This is a genomic window from Tepidiforma bonchosmolovskayae, from assembly GCF_008838325.1.
In the GTDB taxonomy this organism is placed as follows: domain Bacteria; phylum Chloroflexota; class Dehalococcoidia; order Tepidiformales; family Tepidiformaceae; genus Tepidiforma; species Tepidiforma bonchosmolovskayae.
In genome coordinates this window covers 2,281,053-2,306,332 of sequence record NZ_CP042829.1, presented here as the reverse complement: position 1 = coordinate 2,306,332, position 25,280 = coordinate 2,281,053, and the positions used below count along the sequence as shown (strand labels likewise).

General features: G+C 69.5%; 27 protein-coding genes and 3 tRNA genes. 12 read left to right on the top strand and 18 right to left on the bottom strand.

Annotation, left to right across the window (positions count from 1 at the left end):
* Positions 1–29: 29 nt before the first annotated feature.
* From Tbon_RS11525 to Tbon_RS11490, 8 genes are all read right to left on the bottom strand, one after another.
* Positions 30–1,196, bottom strand: a complete 1,167-nt coding sequence (locus tag Tbon_RS11525) for an LL-diaminopimelate aminotransferase (protein ID WP_158067839.1) — start codon at positions 1,194–1,196, stop codon at positions 30–32.
* A gap of 111 nt (positions 1,197–1,307) precedes the next feature.
* Positions 1,308–2,150: a diaminopimelate epimerase gene (dapF, locus tag Tbon_RS11520; RefSeq protein WP_158067838.1), complete on the bottom strand. Its 843-nt coding sequence runs from the start codon at positions 2,148–2,150 to the stop codon at positions 1,308–1,310.
* A gap of 25 nt (positions 2,151–2,175) precedes the next feature.
* On the bottom strand, positions 2,176–3,114 hold the full coding sequence (gene miaA, locus Tbon_RS11515; RefSeq protein ID WP_158067837.1) for a tRNA (adenosine(37)-N6)-dimethylallyltransferase MiaA: 939 nt from the start codon (positions 3,112–3,114) through the stop codon (positions 2,176–2,178).
* Positions 3,114–3,857: a triose-phosphate isomerase gene (gene tpiA, locus Tbon_RS11510; protein ID WP_158067836.1), complete on the bottom strand. Its 744-nt coding sequence runs from the start codon at positions 3,855–3,857 to the stop codon at positions 3,114–3,116. The genes miaA and tpiA overlap by 1 nt, the downstream gene beginning before the upstream one ends.
* A gap of 19 nt (positions 3,858–3,876) precedes the next feature.
* Entirely contained in the window at positions 3,877–4,401 is a 525-nt protein-coding gene (locus Tbon_RS11505) for a hypothetical protein (RefSeq protein WP_158067835.1), read from the bottom strand.
* Positions 4,394–5,569 carry a phosphoglycerate kinase gene (locus Tbon_RS11500; protein WP_158068303.1) on the bottom strand — a complete coding sequence of 392 codons (1,176 nt, stop codon included), beginning with the start codon at positions 5,567–5,569 and terminating at the stop codon, positions 4,394–4,396. Before Tbon_RS11500 ends, Tbon_RS11505 begins: the two co-directional genes overlap by 8 nt.
* An 8-nt stretch (positions 5,570–5,577) precedes the next feature.
* Positions 5,578–6,045, bottom strand: coding sequence for a ribose 5-phosphate isomerase B (gene rpiB / locus Tbon_RS11495; RefSeq protein ID WP_158067834.1), 468 nt, complete (start codon positions 6,043–6,045; stop codon positions 5,578–5,580).
* Complete coding sequence (locus tag Tbon_RS11490; RefSeq protein ID WP_158067833.1) at positions 6,042–6,686, bottom strand: L-threonylcarbamoyladenylate synthase; 645 nt, start codon at positions 6,684–6,686, stop codon at positions 6,042–6,044. The genes rpiB and Tbon_RS11490 overlap by 4 nt, the downstream gene beginning before the upstream one ends.
* Before the next feature lie 71 nt (positions 6,687–6,757).
* On the opposite strand from Tbon_RS11490, the gene guaA reads away from it, so the two are divergent.
* From guaA to Tbon_RS11455, 7 genes are read left to right on the top strand one after another with little or no spacing between them, the layout of a single operon-like run.
* Positions 6,758–8,347, top strand: coding sequence for a glutamine-hydrolyzing GMP synthase (gene guaA / locus Tbon_RS11485; RefSeq protein ID WP_158067832.1), 1,590 nt, complete (start codon positions 6,758–6,760; stop codon positions 8,345–8,347).
* A gap of 4 nt (positions 8,348–8,351) precedes the next feature.
* Positions 8,352–9,629: a phosphoribosylamine--glycine ligase gene (gene purD, locus Tbon_RS11480; protein WP_225734613.1), complete on the top strand. Its 1,278-nt coding sequence runs from the start codon at positions 8,352–8,354 to the stop codon at positions 9,627–9,629.
* Positions 9,630–9,669: 40 nt separating this feature from the next.
* A complete protein-coding gene (gene purB, locus Tbon_RS11475) occupies positions 9,670–10,962 on the top strand; it encodes an adenylosuccinate lyase (RefSeq protein ID WP_158067831.1) in 1,293 nt (430 codons plus the stop codon).
* Positions 10,963–10,973: 11 nt separating this feature from the next.
* A complete protein-coding gene (locus tag Tbon_RS11470; RefSeq protein WP_192497949.1) occupies positions 10,974–11,732 on the top strand; it encodes a hypothetical protein in 759 nt (252 codons plus the stop codon).
* The gene (locus Tbon_RS11465) at positions 11,716–12,612 is read left to right on the top strand and encodes a phosphoribosylaminoimidazolesuccinocarboxamide synthase (RefSeq protein ID WP_158067829.1); all 897 of its coding nucleotides are present in this window, start codon (positions 11,716–11,718) and stop codon (positions 12,610–12,612) included. Before Tbon_RS11470 ends, Tbon_RS11465 begins: the two co-directional genes overlap by 17 nt.
* The gene (purS, locus tag Tbon_RS11460; RefSeq protein WP_225734611.1) at positions 12,609–12,956 is read left to right on the top strand and encodes a phosphoribosylformylglycinamidine synthase subunit PurS; all 348 of its coding nucleotides are present in this window, start codon (positions 12,609–12,611) and stop codon (positions 12,954–12,956) included. Before Tbon_RS11465 ends, purS begins: the two co-directional genes overlap by 4 nt.
* 4 nt (positions 12,957–12,960) lie before the next feature.
* Positions 12,961–13,743 carry a cobalamin-binding protein gene (locus Tbon_RS11455; RefSeq protein WP_158067828.1) on the top strand — a complete coding sequence of 261 codons (783 nt, stop codon included), beginning with the start codon at positions 12,961–12,963 and terminating at the stop codon, positions 13,741–13,743.
* On the opposite strand, the gene Tbon_RS11450 is transcribed toward Tbon_RS11455, so the two are convergent.
* From Tbon_RS11450 to argF, 10 genes are all read right to left on the bottom strand, one after another.
* The gene (locus tag Tbon_RS11450; protein WP_158067827.1) at positions 13,727–15,115 is read right to left on the bottom strand and encodes a helix-turn-helix domain-containing protein; all 1,389 of its coding nucleotides are present in this window, start codon (positions 15,113–15,115) and stop codon (positions 13,727–13,729) included. The genes Tbon_RS11455 and Tbon_RS11450 overlap by 17 nt on opposite strands.
* Before the next feature lie 104 nt (positions 15,116–15,219).
* On the bottom strand, positions 15,220–15,852 hold the full coding sequence (locus Tbon_RS11445) for a GNAT family N-acetyltransferase (protein WP_192497948.1): 633 nt from the start codon (positions 15,850–15,852) through the stop codon (positions 15,220–15,222).
* Positions 15,849–16,295 (bottom strand): NUDIX hydrolase, encoded by a 447-nt coding sequence (locus Tbon_RS11440; protein WP_192497947.1) that lies wholly within the window; start codon positions 16,293–16,295, stop codon positions 15,849–15,851. The genes Tbon_RS11445 and Tbon_RS11440 overlap by 4 nt, the downstream gene beginning before the upstream one ends.
* Positions 16,292–17,212: a HEAT repeat domain-containing protein gene (locus Tbon_RS11435; protein ID WP_158067824.1), complete on the bottom strand. Its 921-nt coding sequence runs from the start codon at positions 17,210–17,212 to the stop codon at positions 16,292–16,294. The genes Tbon_RS11440 and Tbon_RS11435 overlap by 4 nt, the downstream gene beginning before the upstream one ends.
* A gap of 25 nt (positions 17,213–17,237) precedes the next feature.
* Entirely contained in the window at positions 17,238–18,245 is a 1,008-nt protein-coding gene (locus tag Tbon_RS11430) for an NAD(P)H-dependent glycerol-3-phosphate dehydrogenase (RefSeq protein ID WP_158067823.1), read from the bottom strand.
* Positions 18,245–18,868 (bottom strand): glycerol-3-phosphate 1-O-acyltransferase PlsY, encoded by a 624-nt coding sequence (plsY, locus tag Tbon_RS11425; RefSeq protein WP_098504316.1) that lies wholly within the window; start codon positions 18,866–18,868, stop codon positions 18,245–18,247. The genes Tbon_RS11430 and plsY overlap by 1 nt, the downstream gene beginning before the upstream one ends.
* Positions 18,865–20,208 carry a ribosome biogenesis GTPase Der gene (der, locus tag Tbon_RS11420; protein WP_158067822.1) on the bottom strand — a complete coding sequence of 448 codons (1,344 nt, stop codon included), beginning with the start codon at positions 20,206–20,208 and terminating at the stop codon, positions 18,865–18,867. Before der ends, plsY begins: the two co-directional genes overlap by 4 nt.
* On the bottom strand, positions 20,205–21,482 hold the full coding sequence (locus tag Tbon_RS11415) for a CdaR family protein (protein ID WP_158067821.1): 1,278 nt from the start codon (positions 21,480–21,482) through the stop codon (positions 20,205–20,207). Before Tbon_RS11415 ends, der begins: the two co-directional genes overlap by 4 nt.
* Positions 21,479–22,294, bottom strand: a complete 816-nt coding sequence (gene cdaA, locus Tbon_RS11410; RefSeq protein WP_158067820.1) for a diadenylate cyclase CdaA — start codon at positions 22,292–22,294, stop codon at positions 21,479–21,481. The genes Tbon_RS11415 and cdaA overlap by 4 nt, the downstream gene beginning before the upstream one ends.
* A 65-nt stretch (positions 22,295–22,359) precedes the next feature.
* Positions 22,360–23,292: an ornithine carbamoyltransferase gene (gene argF / locus Tbon_RS11405; protein ID WP_192497946.1), complete on the bottom strand. Its 933-nt coding sequence runs from the start codon at positions 23,290–23,292 to the stop codon at positions 22,360–22,362.
* Between the two features lie 98 nt (positions 23,293–23,390).
* On the opposite strand from argF, the gene Tbon_RS13965 reads away from it, so the two are divergent.
* The 5 genes from Tbon_RS13965 to Tbon_RS11385 all read left to right on the top strand — a co-directional run bounded on the left by Tbon_RS13965 (position 23,391) and on the right by Tbon_RS11385 (position 25,255).
* Positions 23,391–23,573, top strand: coding sequence for a hypothetical protein (locus tag Tbon_RS13965; RefSeq protein WP_192497945.1), 183 nt, complete (start codon positions 23,391–23,393; stop codon positions 23,571–23,573).
* 52 nt (positions 23,574–23,625) lie between these two features.
* Positions 23,626–23,701: transfer RNA gene (locus tag Tbon_RS11400), tRNA-Trp, on the top strand.
* Positions 23,702–23,770: 69 nt separating this feature from the next.
* A tRNA-Leu gene (locus Tbon_RS11395) sits at positions 23,771–23,856 on the top strand.
* Positions 23,857–23,868: 12 nt separating this feature from the next.
* Positions 23,869–23,942, top strand: a tRNA-Cys gene (locus Tbon_RS11390).
* 131 nt (positions 23,943–24,073) lie between these two features.
* Positions 24,074–25,255: a thiolase family protein gene (locus Tbon_RS11385; protein ID WP_158067818.1), complete on the top strand. Its 1,182-nt coding sequence runs from the start codon at positions 24,074–24,076 to the stop codon at positions 25,253–25,255.
* Positions 25,256–25,280: the final 25 nt, after the last annotated feature.

The window sequence follows — 25,280 nt, the reverse complement described above, 5'->3', positions numbered from 1 at the left end:
CCGCGGGGCGGCGCTGCGAGGGTTTTCCCTCAGCGCTTTGCAGACCACTCCTCGAGGCGGCGCATCCCCTCTTCGAGCCGGTCGTCGGGTGTCGTGACCGACAGGCGGATGTAGCCCTCGCCGTTGAGCCCGTAGCCGCGGCCGGGGGTCACGACGACGCCGGTTTCGTCGATGAGGCGGGCGGCGTAGTCGGCGCTGGTGATGCCATCGGGGAGTTTCGCCCAGACGTAGAGGGAGGCCTTTGGCACATCGACTTCGAGGCCGCACTTGCGGAGGACTTCGACGATGCGGTCGCGGCGGCGCTGGTAGATGCGGTTGTGCTCCTCGATGCAGTCCTGGGGGCCGTCGATGGCAGCGATGGCCATCTTCTGGATGGCCTGGGGGATGCCGCTATCGAGGTTGGACTTGACGCGCATGAGGGCGTCGACCATCTGGGCGTTGCCGACGACCATGCCGATGCGCCAGCCGGTCATGTTGTAGGCCTTCGACCAGGAGTTGAATTCGACGGCGACGTCCTTTGCGCCGGGGACCTGGAAGATGGTCGGGGGGTTGTAGCCGTCGTAGGCGACGTCGCAGTAGGGGTTGTCGTGGAGGATGGCAACGTCGTACTTCTTCGCCCAGGCGACCGCCTTTTCGAAGAACTCGAGCGGGGCGACGGCTCCCGTGGGATTGTTCGGGTAGTTGAGCCAGAGGACCTTCGCGCGGCGAGCGACGTCGTCGGGGATGGCGTCGAGGTCGGGGAGCCAGCCATTCTCGCGCTTGAGGTCGAGGCGGTAGCATTCGCCGCCGGCGAACATGGTGCCGATCTCGTAGACCGGGTACGCCGGGTCGGGAACGAGGGCGATGTCGCCGGGGTCGATGAAGCAGAGGGCGATGTGGCCGATGCCCTCTTTCGAGCCGATGAGGGGGAGGGTCTCCTTCATCGGGTCGAAGGAGACCTCGAAGCGGCGCTGGTAGTAGCGGGCGATTGCTTCGCGGAGCTCGGGGAGCCCCTCGGATTCCGGATAGCGATGGTTCACCGGGTCCTCGGCGGCCTGGTGGAGGGCATCGAGGATGTGGCGCGGCGTGGGCAGGTCGGGGTCGCCGATGCCGAAGGTGACGATATCGACGCCCTGGGCGCGCTTTGCGGCGATTTTCTTCGAGATTTCGGCGAACAGGTAGGGCGGGAGCGCCTCGACGCGGCGGGCGAGCTTCATGCGGGTGTCCTGGGTGCAGGGTTGGCGCGCGGCCGCGGCTCCGGGGCGGCGCCGGGCGCGAACGGGGTCGATCCTACCACGGGCAGGCGTTAGGGCCGCGGATGACGGCGCTTATGTATACCATTCGGCATCGAAGACGCGGACGGCGGGGCCGGTCATGAACACGGAGCCGGCGCCATCCCACTCGAGGATGAGGTCGCCGCCGGGCATGTGGTCGACGATGCGGTCGCCGGTCAGGCCGCGCAGGCGGGAGGCGGCGGCCACGGCCGAGGCGCTGGTGCCGGAGGCGAGGGTGATGCCCGAGCCGCGCTCCCAGACGCGGTGGCGGACCTCGCCGGGGCCGAGCACCTGGACGACCTGGAAGTTGACGCGCTTGGGGAAGAGGGGGTGATGTTCGACGAGGGGGCCGATGCGCTCGAGCGGGAACTCGGCGGGGTCGGTCTGCACGTAATGGATGGCGTGGGGATTGCCCATGCTGACGAGCGTGAGGCGGAGGTCGACGCCGTCGACGGTGAGGGGGAGGTCGATGACTGGACCGGGCCCTTCGACGGCGGCCGGGAGGTCAGCAGGATCGAAGCTGGGCGGCCCCATATCGACACGAGCCGCGGTGACCACGCCGTTTTCGCGGAAGACGGCGATGGTCTTGATCCCGGCGAGCGTCTCGACGGTGACCTCGTCGCGGTCGGCAGGGACGAGCCCCTCTTCGACGGCGAACTTCACGAGACAGCGGATGCCGTTGCCGCACATCTCGGCTTCGGAGCCGTCGGCGTTGAAGATGCGCATGCGGACGTCGGCAACCTTCGACGGAAGGGCGAGGATGAGCCCATCGCTGCCGACGCCGAAGTGGCGATCGCTGACGCGGCGGGAGAGCTCGGGCCAGTCATATTCGTCCTCGCGGGCGGGTGCGAGGTAGATGTAGTCGTTGCCGAGGCCGTGCATCTTGGTAACGCGCATGGGGAGAGTGTAGCGGCCGGGCCGGCTACCGGCGCTCGCCGCGGATGGCGTTGGTGCAGACGCCGGTGAAGATGTTCGCCTGGAGGTCGATGTCGTCGGCGTCGCGGACCCAGGTGATGCGGGGGTCATCGCGGCGGAACCACTGCTCCTGGGAGCGGACCAGGCGGTGGGTAGCGCGCTTCGTCCGCTCGATAGCGTCGGCCAGGGTGAGCTTCCCCTGGAGGAAGGCGACGGTCTCGGCGTACCCGATGGAGGACATGGCGGGGGCGTCGGGCGGGACGCCGGCATCGAGCAGGGCACGAACCTCGTCGACGAGGCCGGCAGCGAACATGCGCTCGACCCGTTCATCGACCCGGCGGTAGAGCTCCTGGCGGGGCACATCGATGGCGAAGAGGAGGTACTCGAAGTCGGGCGCGCCTTTCTGCTGCCAGGCGGAGATGGGTTTGCCGGTCTTCTCGTACACCTCGAGGGCGCGGATGACGCGCCGGACATTCCGCGGGTCGATGCGGGCGGCAGAGGCCGGGTCGACGGCGGCGAGGCGGGCGTGGAGGGCCGCCGGGCCTACGGCGTCGGCGAACGCCTGCAGGGCGTCGCGCAGCCCGGGGTCGGGCGGGACCGCCGGCACCTGCCAGTTTTCGAGGATGGCCCAGGCGTACTGGGGGGTGCCGCCGACCAGCCAGGGGAAGCTGCCGCGTGCCCAGATGGCTTCGAACGCGGTGCGGGCGTCGGCCCGGTATTCGGCAAGTGAGTAGCCCTCGCGGGGGTCGCGGATGTCGTAGAGGTGGTGGCGGACAAGCCGGCGCTCTGCGGGCGTCGGCTTGGCGGTGCCGATATCCATGCCGCGGTAGACCTGGCGGCTGTCGGCGTTGACGATTTCGCCGCCGAGGCGCTGCGCGAGCTGGAGGGCGGCGGCGCTTTTGCCGGTGCCGGTGGCGCCGACGATGGCGACGAGCCGGCGGAGCATCAGGCAGGCACGGCCGCGCAGATTGCGGCGAACTGGGCGACATCGAGCGAGGCACCCCCGACGAGGGCGCCGTCGATATCGGGCTGGGCCAGCAGCGCGGCGGCGTTGGCGGGATTCACGCTTCCACCATACTGGATCCGGATAGCGTCGGCGACGGGGCCGCCCAGTTCGCGGAGGATGCGGCGGACGAAGGCGCAGGCCTCCTGCGCCTGTTCGGGCGTGGCGGTTTCGCCGGTGCCGATGGCCCAGACAGGCTCGTAGGCGATGGTGATGCGGGCGGACGGCTCGATACCGGCGAGGGCGCCCCGGAGCTGGCGTTCAAGGACGGCCTCGGTTTCGCCGGCGCGGCGCTGGTCGAGGGTTTCGCCGATGCAGACGATCGGGTCGAGACGGGAGGCGAGGAGTGCGCGGAGCTTCCGGTTGACCCACTCGTCGGTCTCGCAGAAGTACTGGCGGCGTTCGCTGTGGCCGATGATGACGAGCTGGCAGTAGTCTTCGAGCATCGGGGCGCTGACCTCACCGGTGAAGGCGCCCTTCGGCTCCCAGTGGACGTCCTGTGCACCGAGCCGGACGTGGCCGCCGCGGAGCGCCTCGCGGACGGGGCCGAGGTGGGGGAAGGGGACGCAGACGGCGACATCGCAGGCGGCCGCGGCGGTCTGCTCGCGGACGGCGGCGGCGAGTGCGACGGCATCGGCTTCGGTGGTGTGCATCTTCCAGTTGCCGGCGATGAAAGGTCGGCGCAAGCGCAAGGTTGAACTCCCGTTATGGAAATGACCTCGATGTGACGGTTTCGACGAGACCGGCCGGGTCGTCGACCGTGAGGCGGAGGCGGCGGGCGCGCACCCGGGCCACCGGGGGGATGATGGTCACGCGCTGCGGGTGGCGCAAGACAAGCTCGGCGGCGGGACCGGGGGCCGTGGCGAGCGCAACTCCTCCCGCCCCGATAAGGCGGATACCCAGCCCGTGCCACCACGGGTGATGGGCGACGGCCGCGGCCTCGATTTCACCCCATGGGATAACCGAGGAGAGGGCGACCGGGAAGTCGACGGCAAGACCCAAAGCGGTAGGGCATACGACGGCCGCCGGGAGCTTCGCGGCCATGGCGGCAGTGAACGCGGCAGCAAGGAGCAGCGGGAGGGCGACGAGCGCTGCGGTGAATTTGCCGTCAAGCCACGCCGCTGCCGCGACAGCGCCGGCAAGGATGAGGAGCCCGAGGGTCATGAGCCCGAGGGCTGCGGCCCCGGCACGGCGCCAGCGGAAGCCGAACCGCTGCGCGGGCTCAGGCATCGAGGAGGGCGGCGACGCCGGGCAGGGTCTTGCCTTCGAGCATTTCGAGCGAGGCGCCACCGCCGGTGGAAACGTGGGTGAAGCGGTCCTGCAGGCCGGCCGCGGCCACGACGGCCGCCGTCTCGCCGCCGCCGACGACGGTCACGGCGTCGAGGCCGGCGATGGCGCGGGCAAGTTCGAAGGAGCCGTTGGCGAAGGGCTCCATTTCGAAGACGCCCATCGGCCCGTTCCAGACGACCGCCTTTGCGCGCTGCAGCGCGTCGGCGAACTGGCGCACCGTCTCGGGGCCGATGTCGAGGATGAGGTAGCCGGGGGGCACGGCGTCGACAGGGACGGTCTCAGTTTCGGCATCGGCGGCGAACCGGCTGGCAACGACGACGTCGACGGGCAGGCGGAGTTCGACGCCGCGGGATTCGGCATCGCGCATGACGGCGCGGGCGGCGTCGAGGAGGTCGTCCTCGACGAGGGAGGCGCCGATTTCGTACCCCTTCGCCTTGAGGAAGGTGTTCGCCATGCCGCCTCCGACGAGGAGGAGGTCGACCTTTGGGAGGAGGTGCTGGATGGCCGGCAGTTTGCTGCTGACCTTGGCGCCGCCGACCACGGCAGCAAAGGGGTGGGGCGGGTTGGCGACGAGGGCGCCGAGGTACCGGACCTCCTTCTCCATGAGGAGGCCGGCGACGGCCGGAAGGTAGTGCGTCACGCCCTCCGTGGAGGCGTGGGCGCGGTGGGCAGCGCCGAAGGCGTCGTTCACGAAGATCTCGGCAAGGCTGGCGAGCTGGCGGGCGAACTCGGGGTCGTTTTTCTCTTCTTCCGGATGAAAGCGGAGGTTTTCGAGGAGGAGGACATGGTGGCCCATCGCCTGGACGGCAGCCTCGGCCTTCGGCCCGACGCAATCCTCGGCGAAGAGCACCTCCTGCCCGAGGAGGTTCGCCATGCGCCCGGCCACCGGGGCGAGCGAGAGGGCGGGGTCGGGACCCTTCGGCCGGCCGAGGTGGGAGCACACAATGACCTGCGCGCCGTGGTCGAGCAGGTAGCGGATGGTCGGGAGGGACTCGCGGATGCGGGTGTCGTCGGTGATGACGCCGTTCTCGATGGGGACATTGAGGTCGGCGCGGACGAGGACGCGCCGGCCGCGGACGTCGATGTCGCGGACTGTCTTCTTGCCGATGCTGTCATTCATGCGTTGGGGGCCTCCGCGGCGATGCCGCGCCGCTCGACGTCGTGGAGCTTGGCGAGCCGGCGCTCGTGGCGGCCGCCTTCGAATTCGTTCGCAAGGAAGGCGCGGAGGATATCCTCTGCGACGCCGCGGCCGATCTCCCAGGCGCCGAGGGCCAGGACGTTGGCGTTGACGTGCTGGCGTGCCCGGGCCGCGCCCCAGCTCGTGTGGCAGAGCGCGCAGCGGATGCCGGGCATCTTGTTGGCGGTGATGGAGATGCCGACGCCGTTGGAGCAGAGCACGACGCCGAGGTCGGCGCGGCCATCGAGGACGGCGCGGCCGACGGCCTCAGCGAAGTCAGGGTAGTCGACGGAGTCGGGCGAATGGGTGCCGAGGTCGAGCACCTCGTGGCCGAGGTCGCGCGCGACGCCAGCGAGGTGGTTCTTCAGTTCGAAGCCGGCGTGATCGGCGCCGAAAGCGAGTTTCACGAGCGGACGCTCCTGCGGACGGGGATGGAGGCGACGCCCAGTATAGAAGCGAGCAGGTTAGCGGTGATTGCGCCTTCGCGAAGGACGATGGGTTCGGGGCCGGAGAGGTCGATGACGGTGGAGTCGATGCCCTGCGCGGTGGGGCCGGCGTCGATGGTCATCGCGCAGAAGGCGCCGACCTGCCGGGCGGCCTCCTCAGCCGTGACGGGGCTCGGGCCGCCGGAGACGTTCGCGCTGGTGGCGGCGAGCGGCGCGCCGAGGGCATCAACGATGTCGAGGACGATGTCGACGGGAACGATGCGAAAGCCGACGGTGCTGCCGCCGGAGAGCGCCGGGCTCGACCAGCCGGGCCGGCAGGGGACGATGATGGTCCATGCGCCGGGTCCGAGGGTATCGACGAGGCGGCGGGCGGCCGGGGTCAGGTCGGCGTACTGCTCGAGCAGGGCCGGGTCGCGGCCGAAGAGGAGCTGGAGCGGCTGGCCCGGGTCGCGCTGCTTCGCGCGGTAGATCGCGGTAACGGCTTCGTCGTTCCGGGCATCGGCGGCGATGCCGTAGACGGTGTCGGTGGGGAGGATGACCAGCTCGCCGAGGCGGAGCAGTTCGACAGCGCGGTCAATGAGGGAAGGGGCGGGGTTTGTCATCGGCACGAAACAGGGTCCGTTGCCCGGACCCCTGAAGTGGGATAGCGTTCGATTCGAGTGTACCGCGTTCCATGGCAGCAACGGACCCTGTAACTTCCCCGGCAGGCGCACAGGACCCGGCGAAACGCCACGAGAGCATCGTGGTTCTTGATTTTGGGTCGCAGTTCTCGATGCTCATTGCGCGGCGGGTCCGGGAGCTGAACACCTACTGCGAACTCCTGCCATACGACGTGCCGCGCGAGCGGCTGGCAGGCATGGACGTGCGGGGGATTATCCTCTCGGGCGGGCCGAACAGCGTCTACGAGGAGGGCGCGCCGCTGGCGCCGGACTGGGTGTGGGAGTCGGGGCTGCCGGTGCTGGGCATCTGCTACGGCATGCAGGTGATGGCGCACCAGCTCGGCGGGCAAGTGGCGCCCGGCGCCGAACGGGAGTACGGGCCGGCGGTGGTGCACCGGGACCATGCGGCGCCGCTGCTGGACGGCCTGCCCGCCGACTTCGAAGTGTGGATGAGCCACGGCGACCGGATTGAGGTGCTGCCGCCGGGGTTCGCCGGGTACGCGAGCACGGCCAACTCGCCGTTCGCCGTGATGGCGGACCCTTCGCGCGGGTACTACGGGCTTCAGTTTCACCCGGAGGTGGTCCACACCCCGCGGGGGAAGGACATCCTGCGGAACTTCGTGCACGGCGTGTGCGGCGCGCAGGGAACATGGACGCCGGGAAACTTCATCGAGGAGACGGTGGAGGCGATCCGGGCGCAGGTCGGGAGCGGGCGGGTGATCTGCGGGCTCTCGGGCGGGGTAGACAGCGCGGTCGCCGCGGTCCTGGTCCACCGGGCCGTGGGCGACCACCTGGTGTGCATCTTCGTCGATAACGGGCTGCTCCGGGCGGGCGAGGCGGAGGAGGTCGTGACGACCTTCCGGAAGAACCTGGCGATCAACCTGGTGCACGTGGATGCTGCGGAGGAGTTCCTCGCGCAGCTGGCCGAAGTGACGAACCCGGAGACGAAGCGGGTCCGCATCGGGAATACGTTCGTGCGGGTGTTCGAGCGGGAGGCGCGGAAGGTCGAGGGTGCGCGGTTCCTCTGCCAGGGGACACTGTACCCGGACGTCATCGAAAGCGGGTCGCACGGCAAGGGCGCGAGCACGATCAAGACGCACCATAACGTGGGCGGCCTCCCGGCGGACATGAAATTCGAGCTCGTGGAGCCGCTTCGGTACCTCTTCAAAGACGAGGTTCGGCGGATCGGCGAGGCCCTCGGACTGCCGGACGAGATGGTCTGGCGGCATCCCTTCCCGGGGCCGGGGCTGGCTATCCGGTGCATCGGCGAAGTGACGCGGGAGAAGCTCGAGATCCTCCGGCGGGCGGACCGGATTGTGATGGACGAAATCCGGGAGGCGGGGCTTTACCGGGACCTGTGGCAGGCGTTCGCGGTGCTGACGGACACGAAGACCGTCGGGGTGATGGGGGACTTCCGCACGTACGGCTATGCGGTAGCGGTCCGGGCGGTGGTCGCGGATGACGCGATGACGGCCGACTGGGCGCGGCTCCCGCATGAGCTGCTGTCGCGCATTTCGAACCGGATCGTCAACGAAGTGCACGGGGTGAACCGGGTGGTGTACGACATCACGCCGAAGCCGCCGGGCACCATCGAATGGGAGTGAGAGGATGAGCGCACGGGTGCTGCTCGTGGGGAGCGGCGGGCGGGAGCATGCGGTTGCGTGGAAGCTCTCGCAGTCGCCGGAGGTGGGAGAGATCTTCGTCGCGCCGGGGAACGCAGGGACCGCCCGGCTGGCGCGGAACCTCGACATCCGGCCCACCGATATCGACGGGCTGGTGCGGGCAGCGAAAGATCTGCGCGTCGACTTCTACCTCGCGACGATGGACGACCCGCAGCCGCTGGGACTGGTCGACTCGCTGCAGGCCGAGGGCGTGCTCTGCTACGGCCCGGTGGCCGACGCGGCGCGGATCGAGGCGAGCAAGGCGTGGGCGAAGGCGTTCATGGAGCGGCACGGCATTCCGACTGCCCGCGGGCGGTCGTTCAGCTCGTTCGACGAAGCGGCTGCGTGGGTGGAATCGCTGCCTGAGCAGCGGCTGTGGGTGAAGGCGTCGGGGCTGGCGGCCGGGAAGGGGGCGGTCGGCGCCGCCAACCGGGAGGAGGCGATCGCCATTCTCCGGTCGATGCTCATCGACCGGGCGTTCGGCGAGGCGGGCAGCACCGTCGTGGTCGAGGAGGAGCTGAGCGGCTTCGAAACGAGCGCGCACGCGTTCTGCGATGGGAAGACGGCGGTGCTGTGGCCGTTCGCGACCGACTACAAGCGGGCGCTGGACGGGGCGCAGGGGTTGAACACGGGCGGGATGGGCGCATACGCGCCGACGCGGGGCATCGACGAGCGGCTGGCGGGCATCATCCACGAGCGGGTCATTGCGCCGGTGCTGCGCGGGATGGCGGCCGAGGGGCACCCGTTCGTCGGGACGCTCTTCCCGGGGCTGATGGTCCGGGACGGCGACGTCAGGGTGATCGAGTACAACGCGCGGTCGGGGGACCCCGAGACGCAGGTGCACATGCTGCGGCTCAAGTCGGACCTGTTTGCGGTCACGAAGGCGGCCGCGGAGGGGCGGCTGCACGAGGTTGCGGTGGAGTGGGCAGACGAGCCGGCGGTGTGTGTCGTGCTGGTGCCAGGCGGCTACCCGGGAAGGTATGAAACCGGGCACCCGATCGAGGGGCTGGACCGGGTCGACCCGGACGTCTTCGTGTTCCACGGCGGGACGAAGCTGGTCGACGGGAACGTGGTGACTTCTGGAGGGCGGGCGCTCACGGTGGCGGCGCGGGGCCGGACGATCCGAGAGGCGCGGGAGCGGGTGTACGACAATGTGCGGCGGATTCATTTCAAGGACATGCACTACCGGACCGACATCGCGCTGGAGGCGGTCGGCGGCGAGTAGGCGGCTTCTCCGAGCCGCCCGGGCGGGCTACCATTGCGGGGTGATCCCGCGCTACTCGCGGCCGGAGATGGCCGCCATCTGGACCGACGAGGCGAAATACCGCCGCTGGCTCGATGTCGAGATTGCGGCGTGCGAGGCGTGGGCGGAGCTGGGCCAGATTCCGCGGGAGGCAGCGGAGAAGATCCGGCGCGATGCGAAGTTCGACGTCGCGAAGATCAACGAGTACCTCGCAATCACCCACCACGACGTGACCGCGTTCCTGCGGTCGGTGGCTGATTCGCTCGGCGAAGAGGGGCGGTATGTTCACTTCGGGCTGACCAGCTCGGACGTGTGGGACACCGCAACGGCGCTGCAGCTGCGGGATGCGAGCGATATCCTCCTGGCCGACATCGATGCGCTGCTTGCGGTGCTGGAGCGGCAGGCGCGGGCGCACCGCGACACGCTCTGCGTCGGGCGGACGCATGGGGTCCATGCGGAACCGACGACCTTCGGGCTGAAGCTGGCCGTCTGGGTCGATGAGATGCGGCGGAACCGGGCGCGGCTGGTCGCAGCGCGCGAGGCGGTCGCCGTCGGGGCTATCTCGGGGACCGTCGGGACGCATGCGTCGGTGCCGCCGAAGGTGGAGGAGCTGGTCTGCGCGAAGCTGGGCCTTGGGATCGAGGCGGCCTCGACGCAGGTGATCCAGCGTGACCGGCACGCTCAGTTCGTGACGACACTGGCGATTATCGGCGCGTCACTCGAGAAGTTCGCGACGGAGATTAGGGCGCTGCAGAAGACCGAGGTGCGCGAGGCGGAGGAGCCGTTCGACGAAGGGCAGACGGGTTCGAGCGCGATGCCGCACAAGCGGAACCCCGAGCTCTGCGAGCGGATCACCGGGCTGGCGCGGGTGCTGCGGGGCTACGCGGTCACGGCGATGGAGAATGTGGCGCTGTGGCACGAGCGCGACATCAGCCATTCGTCGACGGAGCGGATCGTGTTTCCGGACGCCACGCTCGTGCTCGACTACATGCTGAACCTGTTCACGGGCATCATGGACCGGCTGCGGGTATACCCGGAGCACATGCGCGAGAACCTTGAACGTTCGTACGGGCTGGTGTTCTCGCAGCGGGTGCTGCTGGCGCTCATCGAGACGGGGCTGAGCCGCCAGGACGCCTACGCGATTGTGCAGCGGAACGCGATGCGGGCCTGGAACGAGCGGGTCCCGTTCCTTGACCTGCTGCTGGCCGACCCCGAGGTGACGAGCCGCATCAGCGAGGCGGAACTGCGCGGGCTGTTCGATTACGGCTACTACCTGAAGAACATCGGCGCGACCTTCGAGCGCCTCGGGCTGTGATGCAGCCGGGGATGACGCCGGGCGTCGCCTTGCTGCCGGCGCGGCGGGTCATCGCGACGGCGTGGGACCTGGTCACGACCAGGCCGAAGGAGGTGCTGCTGCCGGTCGCAGCCGTGGAGGTGCCGGTCTCGATCGTGGCGGCGCTGGTGGTTGCGGTCGCGCTCTCCACCGCGCTGAGGGACGTGGCGCTCGACGCCCAGGACGGGAGCTACCTGGCGCTCCTGCTCATCGTTGGAGCGGGACAGGCGCTTTTCGCCCAGGTGGCGCACGGGGCGGCAATCGTCTCGATTGCGGGGGTGCTGCGGGGAAGGCCGGTCACGCTAACAGAGGCGCTGGACCCGGCGTTCACGCGGATGGGCGGGTTGCTGGCGCTGCTGGTCATCCTGGTGACGGTGTCGGTGCTGCTGGCCCTGACCATCATCGGGCTGGTGCTGCTTCCCTACCTGGTCGTGCGGCTGGCGCTGGCGCACCAGGCGTTCATGCTGGAGGGGCGGTCGCCGTTCGCGGCCCTGGGGAGGAGCTGGGCGCTGATGCAGGGGCACATGCTGCGGATGCTCGGCGTCCTCCTGCTGACCATGCTGATCTTCCTCGGGCCGGCGTTCCTGATCTCGGCGCTCGACGGCCTCGTGGCCGGGCCGCGGAATGCGCAGGTCGCGGTGCAGGCGGTCGTGTCGGTGGTGCAGGGGGTGCTGGCCGTGCCGCTGGTCGCGTTCGCCTCGGCGACAACGACCGTGTTCTACCTGAACCTGGAGGATGCGCAGCGTGGCTGAGCCGATGGTTTGGTCGAACCTGCCGGCGCCGGTCTACCGCGGGAAGGTGCGGGATACGTACGATCTGGGCGACCGGCTGCTAATCGTGGCGACCGACCGGATCTCGGCGCTGGACGTGGTGCTGCCGACGCCGATCCCCGGGAAGGGGAAGGTGCTGACGATGCTCTCGGCCTGGTGGTTCGAACGGATCGGGGCGGTGGTGCCGAACCACTTCATCGCCGTCGTCACCGCGGAGAACCGTTCGGAGGTGCCGTTCGACCTGGGCCCGGAGTATTACGGCCGCTCGATGCTGGTGCGGAAGGCGAAGCGGCTGGATGCGGAGTGCATCGTGCGCGGCTACCTCTCGGGCTCGGGGTGGAAGGAGTACCGGGAGACGGGCATGGTGTGCGGAATCCGGCTGCCCGAAGGGCTGCGGGAATCGGACCGGCTGCCGGAGCCGATCTTCACGCCGAGCACCAAAGCAGCCCAGGGGCACGACCAGAACATCACCTACGAGCAGCTGGCGGAACTGGTCGGCGAGGAGGCAGCCAACGCCATGCGCATCCGTTCGCTCGCGGTTTACGGCTATGCGCACACCGTGGCGCTGGAGCAGGGCATCATCATCGCGGACACGAAATTCGAGTTCGGCTGGTGGAACGAGGAGGTCATCCTCATCGACGAGGTGCTGACGCCGGACAGCAGCCGGTTCTGGCTGGCGAACGAGTACCGGCCCGGCGGTCCGCAGCCGAGCCTCGACAAGCAGCCGGTGCGCGACTGGCTGGCCGCCCACTGGCGGGAGGGCGAACCGGCGCCCGAGCTGCCGCCGGACGTCGTGGAAGCGACAACCGAGCGGTATCTGCGGGCGTACCGCATGCTGACAGGAGAGGAGCTTTCGCTGTGACCAAGAAAGACGGGAAGACGAAGGGGCAGGAGCCCGGGAAGAAGGAGAAGGGGCGGAAGACCAGGCAGGAGCAGGGCGCCGAGGCGCCGCGCGAGTTTCTCGCGCGGGTGTACGTCTCGCTCAAGCCGACCGTCAACGACCCGGAGGGCCTGGCGATTGCTAACGCGCTCGGTTCGCTCGGCTTCGGGACGGTGCAGGGGGTGCGCTCGGGCAAGTACTTCCAGGTGCGCCTGGCGGCGGAGGACGCGAAGGCTGCGGCGGAGCAGGTCGACCAGATGTGCAGCCGGCTGCTTGCGAACCCGGTCATCGAGACGTACGAGTTCGAGCTGGAGAGGGCCCGGTAGGGCGATGGGACCGAAGCGCATCGTCTGCCTGACGGCGGAAACGACCGAGATTGCGTTCGCGGTGGGCGCGGGCGACCGTGTCGTAGGCGTGAGCGGGTACGCGGTGCGGCCGCCGGAGGCGCGGACGAAGCCGAAGGTGGCGGCGTTCCAGACGGCGCATGTCGAGCGGATCCTGGCGGTGGAGCCGGACCTGGTCCTCGGGTTCAGCGACCTGCAGGCCGACATCGCGCGGGAGCTGATCCGCGCGGGGGTCGCAGTGCTCATCACCAATCAGCGGACGCTGCGCGAGACGGCGGAGGCGATTGCGCTGGTTGGGGCGGCCTGCGGCCAGCCGGAGGCGGGGCGGGAGCTTGCCGATCGGTTCGAGGCTGAGCTTGCGGCAATCGCCGGGAGACCTGGCCGGCCGGCGCACCGGCCGCGGGTGTACTTCGAGGAGTGGGACAACCCGCTGATTTCGGGGATTGCGTGGGTGAGCGAACTGATTGAGCTGTGCGGGGGCGAGGATATCTTCCCGGAGCTGCGCGGCTGCCGGTCGGCGCGGGACCGGGTGGTTGAGCCGGAGGAGGTGGTGCGCCGCGACCCGGAGGTGATCGTGGCGAGCTGGTGCGGCAAGAAGGCGCGGCTGGAGCGGATGGCGGCGCGGCCAGGCTGGGAAGGCGTCAGCGCCGTGCAGGCTGGGCGGCTCTATGAGATCAAGTCGCCGGATATCCTGGCGCCGGGACCGAGCCTGCTGCACGGCGCGCGGCAGCTCGCGGAGATTCTCGACAGCGTTACTGGCGCGGCGTGATCGGTCCGGGATCGACGGCGAAGTAGACTTCGCAGGCGCGGCGGGCGGCGCCGGGCTCGAGCACGGGCGGGCGCTTGACGAAGCGGGACTCTTCGATGATGAGCTGGAGGATGTCCCGCGGGTGGCAGCTGCGGAGGTTGCCGTTGGAGGCGCGGCGCACCAGCTCGACGGCGATATCGATCGCCTGGGGGGTGGCTTCGACGCCCATGGCGTCGGCGAAGCGGCGGAAGATTTCGGCCATCTGCTCAGCGGTGGGCTCGGGAATACGGATTTTGTAGGGGATCCGGCGGAGATGGGCTTCCTCGAGCATCGCCTTCGGTTCGAGGTTGGTGCTGAAGCAGATGGTCGAGCGGAACGGGAAGGTGATGCGCTCGCCGGTGACAAGCGACATCGTGTCCTCGCCGCGTTCGAGCGCGGCGATCCAGCGGTTGAGGAGAGCCTGGGGCGAGACCTGCTGGCGGCCGAAGTCATCGATGGCGAGGAGGCCGCCGTGGGCCTTCACGTGGGGCGGCGCCTGGTGGTAGCCGAGGGCCGGGTCGTAGGCGAGGTCGAGGTCCTCGGGGCGGAGTTCGCCGCCGACGAAGACAAACGGGCGGCGGATACGGAGCCAGCGGCGGTCGAACTGGGACGTGGCATCGGCGGTGTCGTCGCCTTCGACCGGCTGGTGCACGAGGTCATCGTAGAGGCGGATGATGTGGCCGCTGACGTAAACGGCCATGGGCATGAGGGTGACGCCCTGGATGGCCTCGCTGGTGAGTTCGAGGATGGTGGTCTTGCCGTTGCCGGGCGCGCCCCAGAGCATGGCCGGGCGGCCGCTGGTGAGCGCGAGACAGACCTTGGCGACGACGTCGCGGCCGAGGACAAGCTGCTGGAGGGCGCGGGCGAGTCGGACCGGGTCGGGCGCGCCGACCTCGGTGTCGCGTTCGAGAACGCGGAAGTAATCCTGGATCGGGACGGGGACGGGTCCGACGTATTTGCTGCGGCCGAACGCATTTTCGGCCTCGCGCATGCCGAGTTCGGTGAGGCGGTACTGCCACTCCGTTTCGAGGCGGCCCGAGGCGGAGGTCGTTTCGACGAGGCGCTGGCGCCGGAGCTCATCGAGGGCTTCGCGGGCGACACCGGGCGAGACGCGCATGGCATTGGCGATGCCGATGGGCGTGGGGACGGTAATGCGGTAGAGGGTCTTGAGGGTGAGGTCCTCGATGAACCGCTCGGGGAGGCCGAGTTCGGAGATGTGGTCGGGGGCCTCCGGGAGAGAGGGGAGGGCGCGCAGGTGGCTGGGTGCCGGGCGCGGTGCTTGCTGGCGCGGTTCCTCGGCGTACTCCGGCTGCATGGCGAGGCTGCCGGAGGTCGGGGGGAATGGCTGCTCCATATCACCTTCCTGCGTCGCACCGAGCGCCGTTCGGGGCGGGGGTGCTCTACCTTGAAGGTCGGCAGCCGGGCGGCCTGCCCCAGATCAGGGGGGTGATGAAGCGGCTACTCCCGCGGTGACAGCGGGGTGAACGGCGGGTTTTCGGGCGCAGGCGGGTCGGCGAAGGCGAAGCGCCCCTCCATGTCCCAGAGCAGCCACCACTCGCGGCGGACCTCCATGCGGATGTAGCGGTCGTCGCCGCGCTGGACGGCGACCGTGGGGCTGAAGCCGGCGGCGGTGAATGCGCGCCGTGCGGGGAGGTTGTCAGCGAGGGTGTGGAGATAAACCTCGCGGAAGGGGTGGCTGGCGAAGAGGTGACGGAGGAAGAGGACGACGGCCTCGCGTCCAAGGCCCTGGCCGCGGCGGCGGGCGTCGCCGATGGTGATGCCCAGCTCGGCGGAGTCGCCGGACTCGGCGTTGTAGTACATGACGGTGCCGATGTGTTCGCCGGCGATGGTGTCGATGGCGAGCTGGTCGCGGCCATGGCCGGCGAGCCGCCATTCCTGTTCGAAGGTGTCGAGGAAGCGGGCAAACGAGGGGGAAACGGGCGGCTGGCCGTTCAGGCGGGCGGTCTCGGGGTCGCGGCGCCAGGCGTATTCATCGATAGCGTCCTCGCGGCGGCGGCGCCGGAGCACGACGTTGCGGCCGCGGGCGACCACGAGGGCATCGTAGCCGGCCGGCGGCGTCTCGAGCGTCACACGTCGACTCCGAGGCGGCGGGCAGCCTCGCGGACGAGGTTTCGCTCGCCTTCGAAGGTGAGGAGTTCGAGCGCCTCGGGGATCGTGACCCAGCGGACCTCATCGAACTCGTGGTCGTGGTTGGCGACATCGCCGCCGACGGGCTCCATCAACCAGTGATGCACGCGCTTGTGGTAGCGGGTGCCGTTGGCGGTGAACCAGTATTCGATGCTGCCGATCGGCTCGCCGAGGCGGACATCGAGGCCGGTCTCTTCGCGGACCTCGCGGAGGGCTGTGGCCTCGAGGGGCTCGCCGTCGTCGGGGGTGCCTTTCGGGAGGACCCAGAGCTTCTCGCCCCGGCGCCCGCAAATGGCGATTTCGACCTCGCCGCGCTCGTTCCTGCGCCAGGGGATGCCGCCAGCGGAGACGACGTCTTCGATGGGGAGGCGGGAGCGGGATGTCACAGCGGTTCTCCGAATCGGCGGAACTGGATGCCGCGGGCGGCCTCGAGGGCGGCTTCGACGGCGTCTTCGAGGCCGGGCGGCGCCTCTTCAAGGTAGGCTTCGAGGAGTTCGACGGCTGCTTCGCCGCCGATGTCGCCGAGGGCTTCGATGACGGCGAAGAGGACTTCGGCGTCGTCGTCGTTGAGCGCTTCGCCAAGGGCCGGCACGAGCTCTTCGGAGCCGAGGCTGCCGGCGGCGAGCGCGGCCTCAAACCGCATCTCGGGGTCGGCGGCGGTGAGCTGCTCGGCGATGTACTCGGCCCAGCGGTCGCGGGCGGAGTAGCCCATGGCGCGGATGGCGGCGAGCCGGAGGGCGGGGACACCGCTTTCGTAAGCGGACTCGATGAGCGCAGGGACCCTGGGGTCGCCGCTCGGGCCGAGCGCCTCGACAGCGGCGGCGCGGAGGTCTTCACTGCCGGACTCGGCAGCGGCAATGAGCGCCTGCACCATACGGCGGGCGACGGCGTCGTCGAGACGGCCGTATTCGGCGGCTTCGAGGTAGCGGAGGAGGCTGCGGGCGGCGGCAGCCCGGACCTCGGGATCGGGCTCGGATTCGACGAGGCCGACGAGGAGGTCGCCGACGGCGGGATCGAGGGACTCCCAGAGGGCCTGGATAGCCCGGAGGCGAACCGATGGCTCGGCATCGGTGAGTCCGACCCGGCCAAGGACAGTGAAGTCGAGAGCGATATCTTCGTCGGCGAGTTCGTAGGCCTCGTCGAGGAGGAACTCGCGCTCGGCGAGGGGGATGTGCGGCCACCGCTCGCGCAGGTAGGAGGCGTCGCCGCGGTCGAGGTCGGAGAAGGCGGCGAACTCGGCCGGGCGCGGCCGGGTGCCTGCTTCGAGGGCATCGAGGATGCGCTGGAGCGCGGGGGAAGGCATCACTCCGATCGTACCACCAGCGTGCTCAGCGGCGGGGCAGCTCTTCGCGGGCGAGGGGGCGGCCGAGGAGCCGGAGCATCGCCTCGGGGACGGTACGCTCCCCGCCGATGACGGCGGCGACCTCGGCGGTGATGGGAAGCTCGACGCCCGCGGCGGCGGCGAGGCGGAGTGCGACCGGCGCGGTGTGGGCGCCTTCGACGGTCTCGCCGATCTCGTCGACGGCGTCAGCGGGGGCGCGCCCGGCGGCGAGGAGTTCGCCGAAGCGCCGGTTGCGGGAGAGGGGCGAGAAGCAGGTGGCAGCGAGGTCGCCGACGCCGGCGAGGCCGTTGAAGGTCGCGACTTCGGCACCGAGCGCGAGGCCGAGGCGCGTCATCTCAGCGAGGCCGCGGGTCATGATGGCTGCGACAGCGTTGGCACCGAACTCGAGGCCCCAGGCGGCCCCTGCGGCGATGGCGATGACGTTCTTGAGGGCACCGGCGAGTTCGACGCCGACGACATCGGTGGAGGCGTAGACCCGGAAGGCGCCGGCCGAGAGCGCGGTTTGCCAGGCGCGGCCGAGTTCGAGGTCGGGCGTGGCGATGACGGCGGCAGCGGGGAGGCCGCGGATGATTTCGTGGGCGAGGTTCGGGCCGGAGAGAGCACCGGTCCGGGCGGGGTCGTAGCCGAGCGCATGGAGGACCTCGGTCATGCGGCTGGAGGTTTCGAGGTCGAGGCCCTTGGCGGCGGAGACGACCGGCAGGCTGCGGGGGAGGCCGGCAGCCTGGACGGCCGCGCGGAAGGCGTGGGAGGGCACCGCGACGAGCGCGCCGCTGACCCCGGCGGCGTGATTTGCGGTGAGGGGCATCGGGTGGATGTGGACGCGGGGCCCGAGCACCGGGCCGGCGCCGAGGCGTTCGAGGCCGCCGGCGGCGCGCACGGCGCGGGCTTCGAGTTCGGAGCGGACGAGGAGGATGACGTCGTTGCCGGCCCGCTCGAGGAGCGCGGCGAGGGTGACGCCCCAGGAGGTGGCACCGACGACGGCGTAAGCGGGCATCAGCCGGTTGCGGGTCGGTCGCCGCCCTGGCCGATTCGGGGCTCGGTTCCGTTCAGGAGGCGCCGGATGTTGGGGATGTGCTTGTATTCGACGAGTGCGGTGGCGAAGAGGGCGTACCAGGCGAAGGCGGGGTCCGTTTTCCCGGCGATGGCAAGGCCGCAGATGATGGCGGCGCAGATCGGGACGCCGACGACGGACATGAAGGAGACGTAGCGCGTGGCGCCGACCAGCACGGCCCCGATCAGGGGGAAGAGCAGCGAGATGCCGGGGGCGAGTCCGAGGATCCCGCCGTAGGTGCTGGCAACGCCGCGGCCGCCGCGGAAGCCGGCGAAGACCGGCCACACGTGGCCGACGATGGCCGCGCCGGCGCCGACGGCCGCCACCTCATTGCTGTCGAAGACGTAGCGGCCGACGAGCGCCGGGACAGCACCCTTGGCGATATCGAGGACCATAACGATGACCGCAGGCACCTTCCCGGCGGTGCGGAGAACGTTCGTGGTGCCGGTTTTCCCGCTGCCGGACTCGCGGATATCGCGGCCGGTAGCGAGGTAGCCGACGATGAGGCCCCAGGGGAGGGAGCCGAGGATGTAGCCGAGCAGCGCGTTGAGAACGTAGTCGATCACGACCGGGAATCATCGCCCGAACGGGCTCTGAAGACCAGCTTGATGGCGGTGCCTTCGAAATCGGCCGCCTCGCGGATGGCGCGTTCGAGGTAGCGGCGGTAGCTGAAGTGGACGAGTTCGGGGTCGTTGACGAAGAGGACGAAGGTCGGCGGGTCGATGCCGGCCTGGGTGGCATAGAAGAGCTTGAACCGCTTGTTGTGGACGAGGGGCGGGACGTGCTCGCGGATGGCGCGTGCGAGGACCGCGTTGAGTTCCGGCGTGGGGATTCGGCGGCGGCGGGCCTCGCGGGCCGCCTGGACGAGCTGCAGGAGTTCGGAGAGGCCGCGGCGTTCGAGCGCGGAGATGAAGGTGTAGAGCGCCCACGGGACGAAGCGGATGCGGCTGCGCATCTGGCGTTCGGCCCAGGCCTTCCGCTCGGCGGGGTCGTCCCAGAGGTCGATCTTGTTGACGGCGATGACGAGCCCTTTGGCGTTTTCGACGGCGATGCCGGCGATGTGGGTGTCCTGGGCCGTGACGCCCTCGGTCCCGTCGACCACGAGAACGGCGACGTCGCACCGTTCGACGGCGCGGGTGGTGCGGAGGACGGAATGCCGTTCGACGCCGGTGCCGAGTTTGCCGGGACGGCGAACGCCGGCGGTGTCAATCAGGACGAATGAGCCTTCGGGCGTGTCGATTTCGGTGTCAATGGCGTCGCGGGTCGTGCCGGCGACATGGGAGACGATGACCCGCTCCTGGCCGAGGATGGCGTTGACGAGCATCGACTTGCCGACGTTCGGCCGACCGATGATGGCGACACGGGTGCGGTCGGACTCGGGGACGAGGGGGATATCGGGGAGGAGTGCGACCACCATGTCGAGCATGGTGCGGACGTTGACGTCGTGGAGGGCGCTGACGGGGAGTGGCTCACCGAAGCCGAGGGCAGACGCCTCGGCGATGCCGGCCAGTTCGCGGGCCTCGTTGTCGGCCTTGTTGGCGACCAGGATCGTCGGTTTCTGTGCGCGCCGAACGACCTCGGCCATGTCGTAGTCGCTGGCGGTGAGGCCGTCGCGCGCATCGACGACAAAAATGATGACGGCGGCCGTATCGATGGCCTGCTGGACCTGGCCCATGATGAGGGGCGCATAGACGTTCTGCTCGTTCGTCTCGTAGCCGCCGGTGTCGATCAGGCGGAAGCGGCGGTCGAGCCACTCGACATCGGCTTCAAGGCGGTCGCGGGTCGTGCCGGGCTCATCTTCGACGATGGCGCGGCGCTCGCCGAGGACACGGTTGAAGAGCGACGACTTGCCGACATTGGGGCGGCCGACGATGACGACGCGCGGGAGGACGTCGGTGGCGGTCACGGGAGCACCTGGATGAGCGAGACGGTGACCGTTGCGGGGGCTTCGAGCTTGAGGCCAGATGGACCTGTCACTGTTACAGGATAGGCTGCGGTGCCGGCTGTGGCACCAGCGAGGGAGACGACGGCCTTGATGTCGGAGGGCTTCAGCACCGCAACGAGGTCGGCGGGGCCGGTCACGCGGACCTCGACGGCGAGCGGGCGGGAGGGGTCGCGGGCGAAGCCGGCGGGCAGATTCTGCAGTTCGGGGGCGACGGTGAGGGTGGCTGCGACATCGATCGGCTCGAATTTGACCACCACGGTGACAGACCGGCGCTCGACCGAGAGGTTGGGCACAGCGACGAGGTTGCGGACGAGGCGGAGTTCGGCGCGGGCGCCGGTGACGTCGATTTTTTCGGTCGAGAGGGCGGTCAGCTCGTTGACGACCGAGCGTTCGCCGGAGACGGTGACGGCAGGCGGGTCGATGGTGATGGACGCGATCCGGTAGCCGGTGGCCGGTGCCCCGGAGATATCGGCGATGACCGGCAGGGTGCGCTGGACGAAGGCCTGGCCGATGCGGATGGTCGCGGTGGCGCGGGGAGGGCTGATGGTCACGGTCTCGACCGTGCCGGTAGCGGAGCGGGCGACGAGTTCGCCTGTGACGACGTAGGCCTGGTCTATGACGCCGCTCAGGTTGACGTCGAGGTCGACCGACTGGACGGCCTGGACCCGTTCGGGGAGGCCGGTGATTTTCACGACGGCGGGTTCGACCGTGGTGGCGGCCTCGTCCTCGCGGAAGCCGGCCGGGAGCTGCCCGGAGCGGCGGATGGTGACGGGAAGCTCGCGGGTGGCGGGCTCGACAAGGGTAATCCGGACCTGGGAAGGAATGACCTGAAGGACGCGCACGCCGGGGCGGCGGCTCGTGACGCGCACCTGGCGGAGTTCTTCGACGCCGGGCTGCATGCCGCGGACGTCGACGCGGGCTTCGAAGTCGGCGGGGGTGAGCGCGGCGAGGTCATCGGCGCGGCCTTCGGCGACGACGCGGACCGAGTAGTTTTCGCGCACGATGTAGGGTCCGGCATTTTCGGCCGTAACGACGATGGAGGGCGGCTGCCCCTCTTCGGGGAAGGTGACGGAGACGCGCGGGTTTTCGACGTCCTGGACTACAAACCAGATGGCGAAGGCAGCCAGCAGGCTGAAGGTTGCCTGGGCCCAGTGCTGGCGGAGGGATCGGAGGATGCCACCGAGGACCTGCCGGGCTGCCTGGCGGCGCGAAGGACGGCGGTGGTTGCCGTTCATGCCCGGGCTCCGGTGGGGGCGACCGGCGGCGGTTCCGCTGCCTGCGGCTCGAGGACCCACTCGAGGACGGCACGGAGGCGGCGCTCGTCGGGCACGGGGGTGAGACGGCCGCCGAGGGCGACGCTGATTTCGCCGGTCTCCTCCGAGACGACGACGGCGAGGGCGTCAGTTGCCTCGGTGATGCCGAGGGCGGCGCGGTGGCGGGTCCCGAGGTTGCGGTCGGCCGGGTCGGAGGCGAGCGGGAGGACGCAGCCGGCCGCGACCACGCGCTGGTCGCGGATGACGACGGCCATATCGTGGAGCGGCGAGTTGGGGAAGAAGATGCTGGTCAGGAGTTCGGGGGAGACGCGGGCATCGACGGGGACGCCGGTTTCGATGACATCCTGGAGGCCGGTTTCGCGCTCGATGACGACGATGGCGCCGTGGCGGGCGGCCGAGAGGCGGCCGGCGGCCGTGGAGACGGCGTCGATGACATCGCCGTACTCGGCGGTGCGGAACCAGCCGGAGAGGCCGGTCCGGCCGAGGCGGTCGAGGGCGCGGCGGATTTCGGGCTGGAAGATGATGACTGCGCCGACGAGGAGCGCGGTCACCGAGTGCTCCACGAGGTAGTTGATGACGACCAGGTCGAGCGCGCGGCCAAGGACGACGAAGACGAGGAAGAGGGCGACAACGCCGCGGAGCTGGGTCATGGCGCGGGTGCCGCTCAGGAGACGCAGTGCAGCGTAGATCAGCACGGCGATGAGGAGGACATCGACCGCGCTGGTAAACGTGAACTGATCAAGGACGTCGCGAACGTGACCCAGGTCGAACATGGCGAAGGCAGGGCAGCCCGTGGCCGGGCGGCCTCATCATACGCTGCCGGGCAGCAATGCCGGGTTCAGCGCTCGATGCTGCGATCCGCGCCGAGCAGGAAGGCCACAACGGCCGCCTGGGCCCAGACGCGATTTTCGGCCTGGTCGAAGATGATTGCGTGCGGTGATTCGAAGACGTCGTCGGTGATCTCTTCGCCGCGGTGGGCGGGGAGGTCGTGCATGATGAAGGCGCCGGGCTTCGCGTGGGCGACGAGGGCGGCGTTGAGCTGGTAGGCGGCGAAGTCGATCTTGCGGCGTTCGGCTTCGCGTTCCTGGCCCATCGAGGTCCAGACATCGGTGTAGAGGGCTTCGGCGCCGCGGACAGCTTCGACCGGGTCGGTGGTGTGGCGGAAGCTGCCGCCGCTGGCTGCGGCCCGGGCGGACGCTTCGCTGATCGCCCATTCGGGGAGCTGGTAGCCGGGGGGCGAGGCGATGCGCACGTCCATGCCCAGTGCGGTGGCAGTGATGACGAGGCTGGTGGAGACGTTGTTTCCGTCGCCGACGAAGGCGAGTGAGCGGCCGCGGAGGTCGCCCATGTGTTCGCGGAGGGTGAGGAGGTCGGCCAGCGCCTGGCAGGGGTGCTCTTCGTCGGTCAGCGCGTTGATGACGGGGATCGACGAAAAGCGTGCGTACTCTTCGATGATGGACTGGCCGTAGGTGCGGACGGCCACGATGTCGACGTAGCGGGCGAGCACGCGGGAGACGTCGCGGATGGCTTCGCGTTCGCCGAGGCCGACCTCGCGGGGGTCGAGGTACATGGTGAATGCGCCGAGGTGGTCCATGGCGATTTCGAAGCTGACGCGGGTGCGGAGCGAGGCCTTTTCGAAGAGGAGGGCGAGGTGCCTGCCCACCAAGACCTTCTGGGGGCGGCGTTTGAGGGCGGCGGCGAGGTCGAGGAGGTAGGCGGTCTCTTCAGCGGAGAGGTCGGCGGAGCTGAGAAGGTGGCGAGGGCTATGCATTGAGCGAAGTATAGGTTCGAGGCGGCGGTGTGTCCGGGGATGGGGGTGCTGCAGCGCGCCGCCCGGCGTGTCGATAGTGATGACAGGAGGGTATCGCCGTGCACAACCGGTGGGTGCTGCAGCCGACGTGGGCAGGCAAGGAGGCCGAGGGGAAGATGTTCCGGAGGCTGGAGTGCGACCGCTGCGGGGCGTGGTTCCAGTTTGGGGAGCGGCCGCGGGTGACGCGGGTGCCGCGCTGCCCGGTATGCGGGTCGATGAACAGCCACCCGCGGGCGGCGTAGGGAGTTGCGGGGGATTCCGCGTTGGGCCAGCTTTGCTACGATGAAAGCGGACAGGGGTGTAGCTCAGCTGGTAGAGCATCGGTCTCCAAAACCGAGTGTCGCGGGTTCGAGTCCTGCCACCCCTGCCAGCCATTCCCGGCGCCGACCCTCAGGCGCTTGCCGCATGGCGGGAATGGTCCGTAGGATGTGGGTGCGTTGCCCAGGTGGTGGAATGGCAGACACGCTGTCTTGAGGGGGCAGTGCCTGTATGGGCGTGTGAGTTCAAATCTCACCCTGGGCACCAATTGCATACTCCGGCGCCATGGCCAAGTGGTAAGGCAGAGGTCTGCAAAACCTTCACCGCCGGTTCGAATCCGGCTGGCGCCTCCAGACCTCGCGCAAGGCTCCCGCAACGGGGGCCTTTTTGTTGGCCACCATGGCCCCTTGCGGTCGGGTTCGCCCGGTTGGCGGTAAGCGGGTAGGATGCGGCCGATCGCTGAATCGCGTTCGGAGGAACACGCATGGGGGGTTTGCGCGGCGAGGCCGCGATTGTAGGCATCGCCGAGTTCGCGCCGGTGCGGCGGCCGGACCGGACCTGGATGGGCCTGGAGGCGTACGCCGAGCTGGCGCGCCTGGCGCTCGACGATGCCGGGTTCAGCCACGACGATGTGGACGGGCTAATGACCGGCCACCTGGCCGACTCGGGCGGGCTGTTCGCTCCCGGGCACTTGACGGAGTACCTGGGCATCGCCTCGCACTTTTCGGAGGTGGTGGACCTCGGCGGCGCCACGGGTGCCGGCGCAGTGCTGCGCGCGGCCATAGCGATCGAGATGGGCCTCTGCGAAACGGCGCTGTGCATCGTGCACACGCTGCCGCGGCCCAAGAACCCGAAAGGCGGCGGGCCAACATTCCGGATGGGGGCGTGGGGCTCGCCGATGGGGGAGTTCGATTACCCGTTCGGGGCCATCGGGCAGAACTACGCCTACGCGCTCATCGCCAACCGGTACGCGTACGAGTTCGGGCTGACGGACGAGCAGCGGGCCAAGGTGGCGGTCGACCAGCGGAAGAACGCGATGGCGAACCCGAAGGCAGTGTTCCGCGACCCGATCGACATCGACGATGTCCTGAACTCGCCGGTGATTGTGGACCCGCTGCACATGCTGGAAATTGTGATGCCGTGTTTCGGCGGGGCGGCCGTCGTGGTGACGTCGAAGGAGAAGGCGAAACGGGCGAAGCACCGGCCGGCGTACATCATCGGCGGGGGCGAGAATACGACGCACCTGTCGGTGACCTATGACCCCAGCTTCACGGAGACGCCGATCAAGGCGGCGGCAGACCGCGCCTTCGAAATGGCTGGCGTGAAGCGGTCGGACATCGACCTTGCCTCGCTGTACGACTGCTACACGATCACGGTGCTCCTGACGCTGGAAGACACCGGCTTCTGCGGCAAGGGCGAGGCCGGGAAGTTTGTGGAGGAGCACGACCTGACCTACCGCGGCGATTTCCCGATGAACACGCACGGGGGACAGCTCAGCTTCGGGCAGGCGGGTATGGCAGGCGGCATGTCCCACATCACGGAGGCGTACCTGCAGCTGACCGGCCGGGCCGGCGAACGACAGCTCCGGCGCTGCGACACGGTGTTCGTCCACGGCAACGGCGGGCTGATGAGCGAGCAGGTCTCGCTGGTTCTGCGGGGGGAGTGAGCGATGCCGAAGTATCGGACGACAA

Coding starts and splice junctions, on each gene's coding strand:
- Tbon_RS11435 (WP_158067824.1), bottom strand. CDS start 17,212: ATGCCTTCCCCCGCGCTCCAGCGCATCCTCGATGCCCTCGAAGCAGGC.
- Tbon_RS11525 (WP_158067839.1), bottom strand. CDS start 1,196: ATGAAGCTCGCCCGCCGCGTCGAGGCGCTCCCGCCCTACCTGTTCGCC.
- guaA (WP_158067832.1), top strand. CDS start 6,758: ATGGCAGCAACGGACCCTGTAACTTCCCCGGCAGGCGCACAGGACCCG.
- Tbon_RS11505 (WP_158067835.1), bottom strand. CDS start 4,401: ATGCCTGAGCCCGCGCAGCGGTTCGGCTTCCGCTGGCGCCGTGCCGGG.
- cdaA (WP_158067820.1), bottom strand. CDS start 22,294: ATGTTCGACCTGGGTCACGTTCGCGACGTCCTTGATCAGTTCACGTTT.
- Tbon_RS11450 (WP_158067827.1), bottom strand. CDS start 15,115: ATGGAGCAGCCATTCCCCCCGACCTCCGGCAGCCTCGCCATGCAGCCG.
- purD (WP_225734613.1), top strand. CDS start 8,352: ATGAGCGCACGGGTGCTGCTCGTGGGGAGCGGCGGGCGGGAGCATGCG.
- Tbon_RS11465 (WP_158067829.1), top strand. CDS start 11,716: ATGCGCAGCGTGGCTGAGCCGATGGTTTGGTCGAACCTGCCGGCGCCG.
- Tbon_RS11415 (WP_158067821.1), bottom strand. CDS start 21,482: ATGAACGGCAACCACCGCCGTCCTTCGCGCCGCCAGGCAGCCCGGCAG.
- argF (WP_192497946.1), bottom strand. CDS start 23,292: ATGCATAGCCCTCGCCACCTTCTCAGCTCCGCCGACCTCTCCGCTGAA.
- Tbon_RS11470 (WP_192497949.1), top strand. CDS start 10,974: ATGACGCCGGGCGTCGCCTTGCTGCCGGCGCGGCGGGTCATCGCGACG.
- dapF (WP_158067838.1), bottom strand. CDS start 2,150: ATGCGCGTTACCAAGATGCACGGCCTCGGCAACGACTACATCTACCTC.
- Tbon_RS11490 (WP_158067833.1), bottom strand. CDS start 6,686: ATGACAAACCCCGCCCCTTCCCTCATTGACCGCGCTGTCGAACTGCTC.
- Tbon_RS11430 (WP_158067823.1), bottom strand. CDS start 18,245: ATGCCCGCTTACGCCGTCGTCGGTGCCACCTCCTGGGGCGTCACCCTC.
- Tbon_RS11455 (WP_158067828.1), top strand. CDS start 12,961: ATGGGACCGAAGCGCATCGTCTGCCTGACGGCGGAAACGACCGAGATT.
- miaA (WP_158067837.1), bottom strand. CDS start 3,114: ATGCTCCGCCGGCTCGTCGCCATCGTCGGCGCCACCGGCACCGGCAAA.
- Tbon_RS11385 (WP_158067818.1), top strand. CDS start 24,074: ATGGGGGGTTTGCGCGGCGAGGCCGCGATTGTAGGCATCGCCGAGTTC.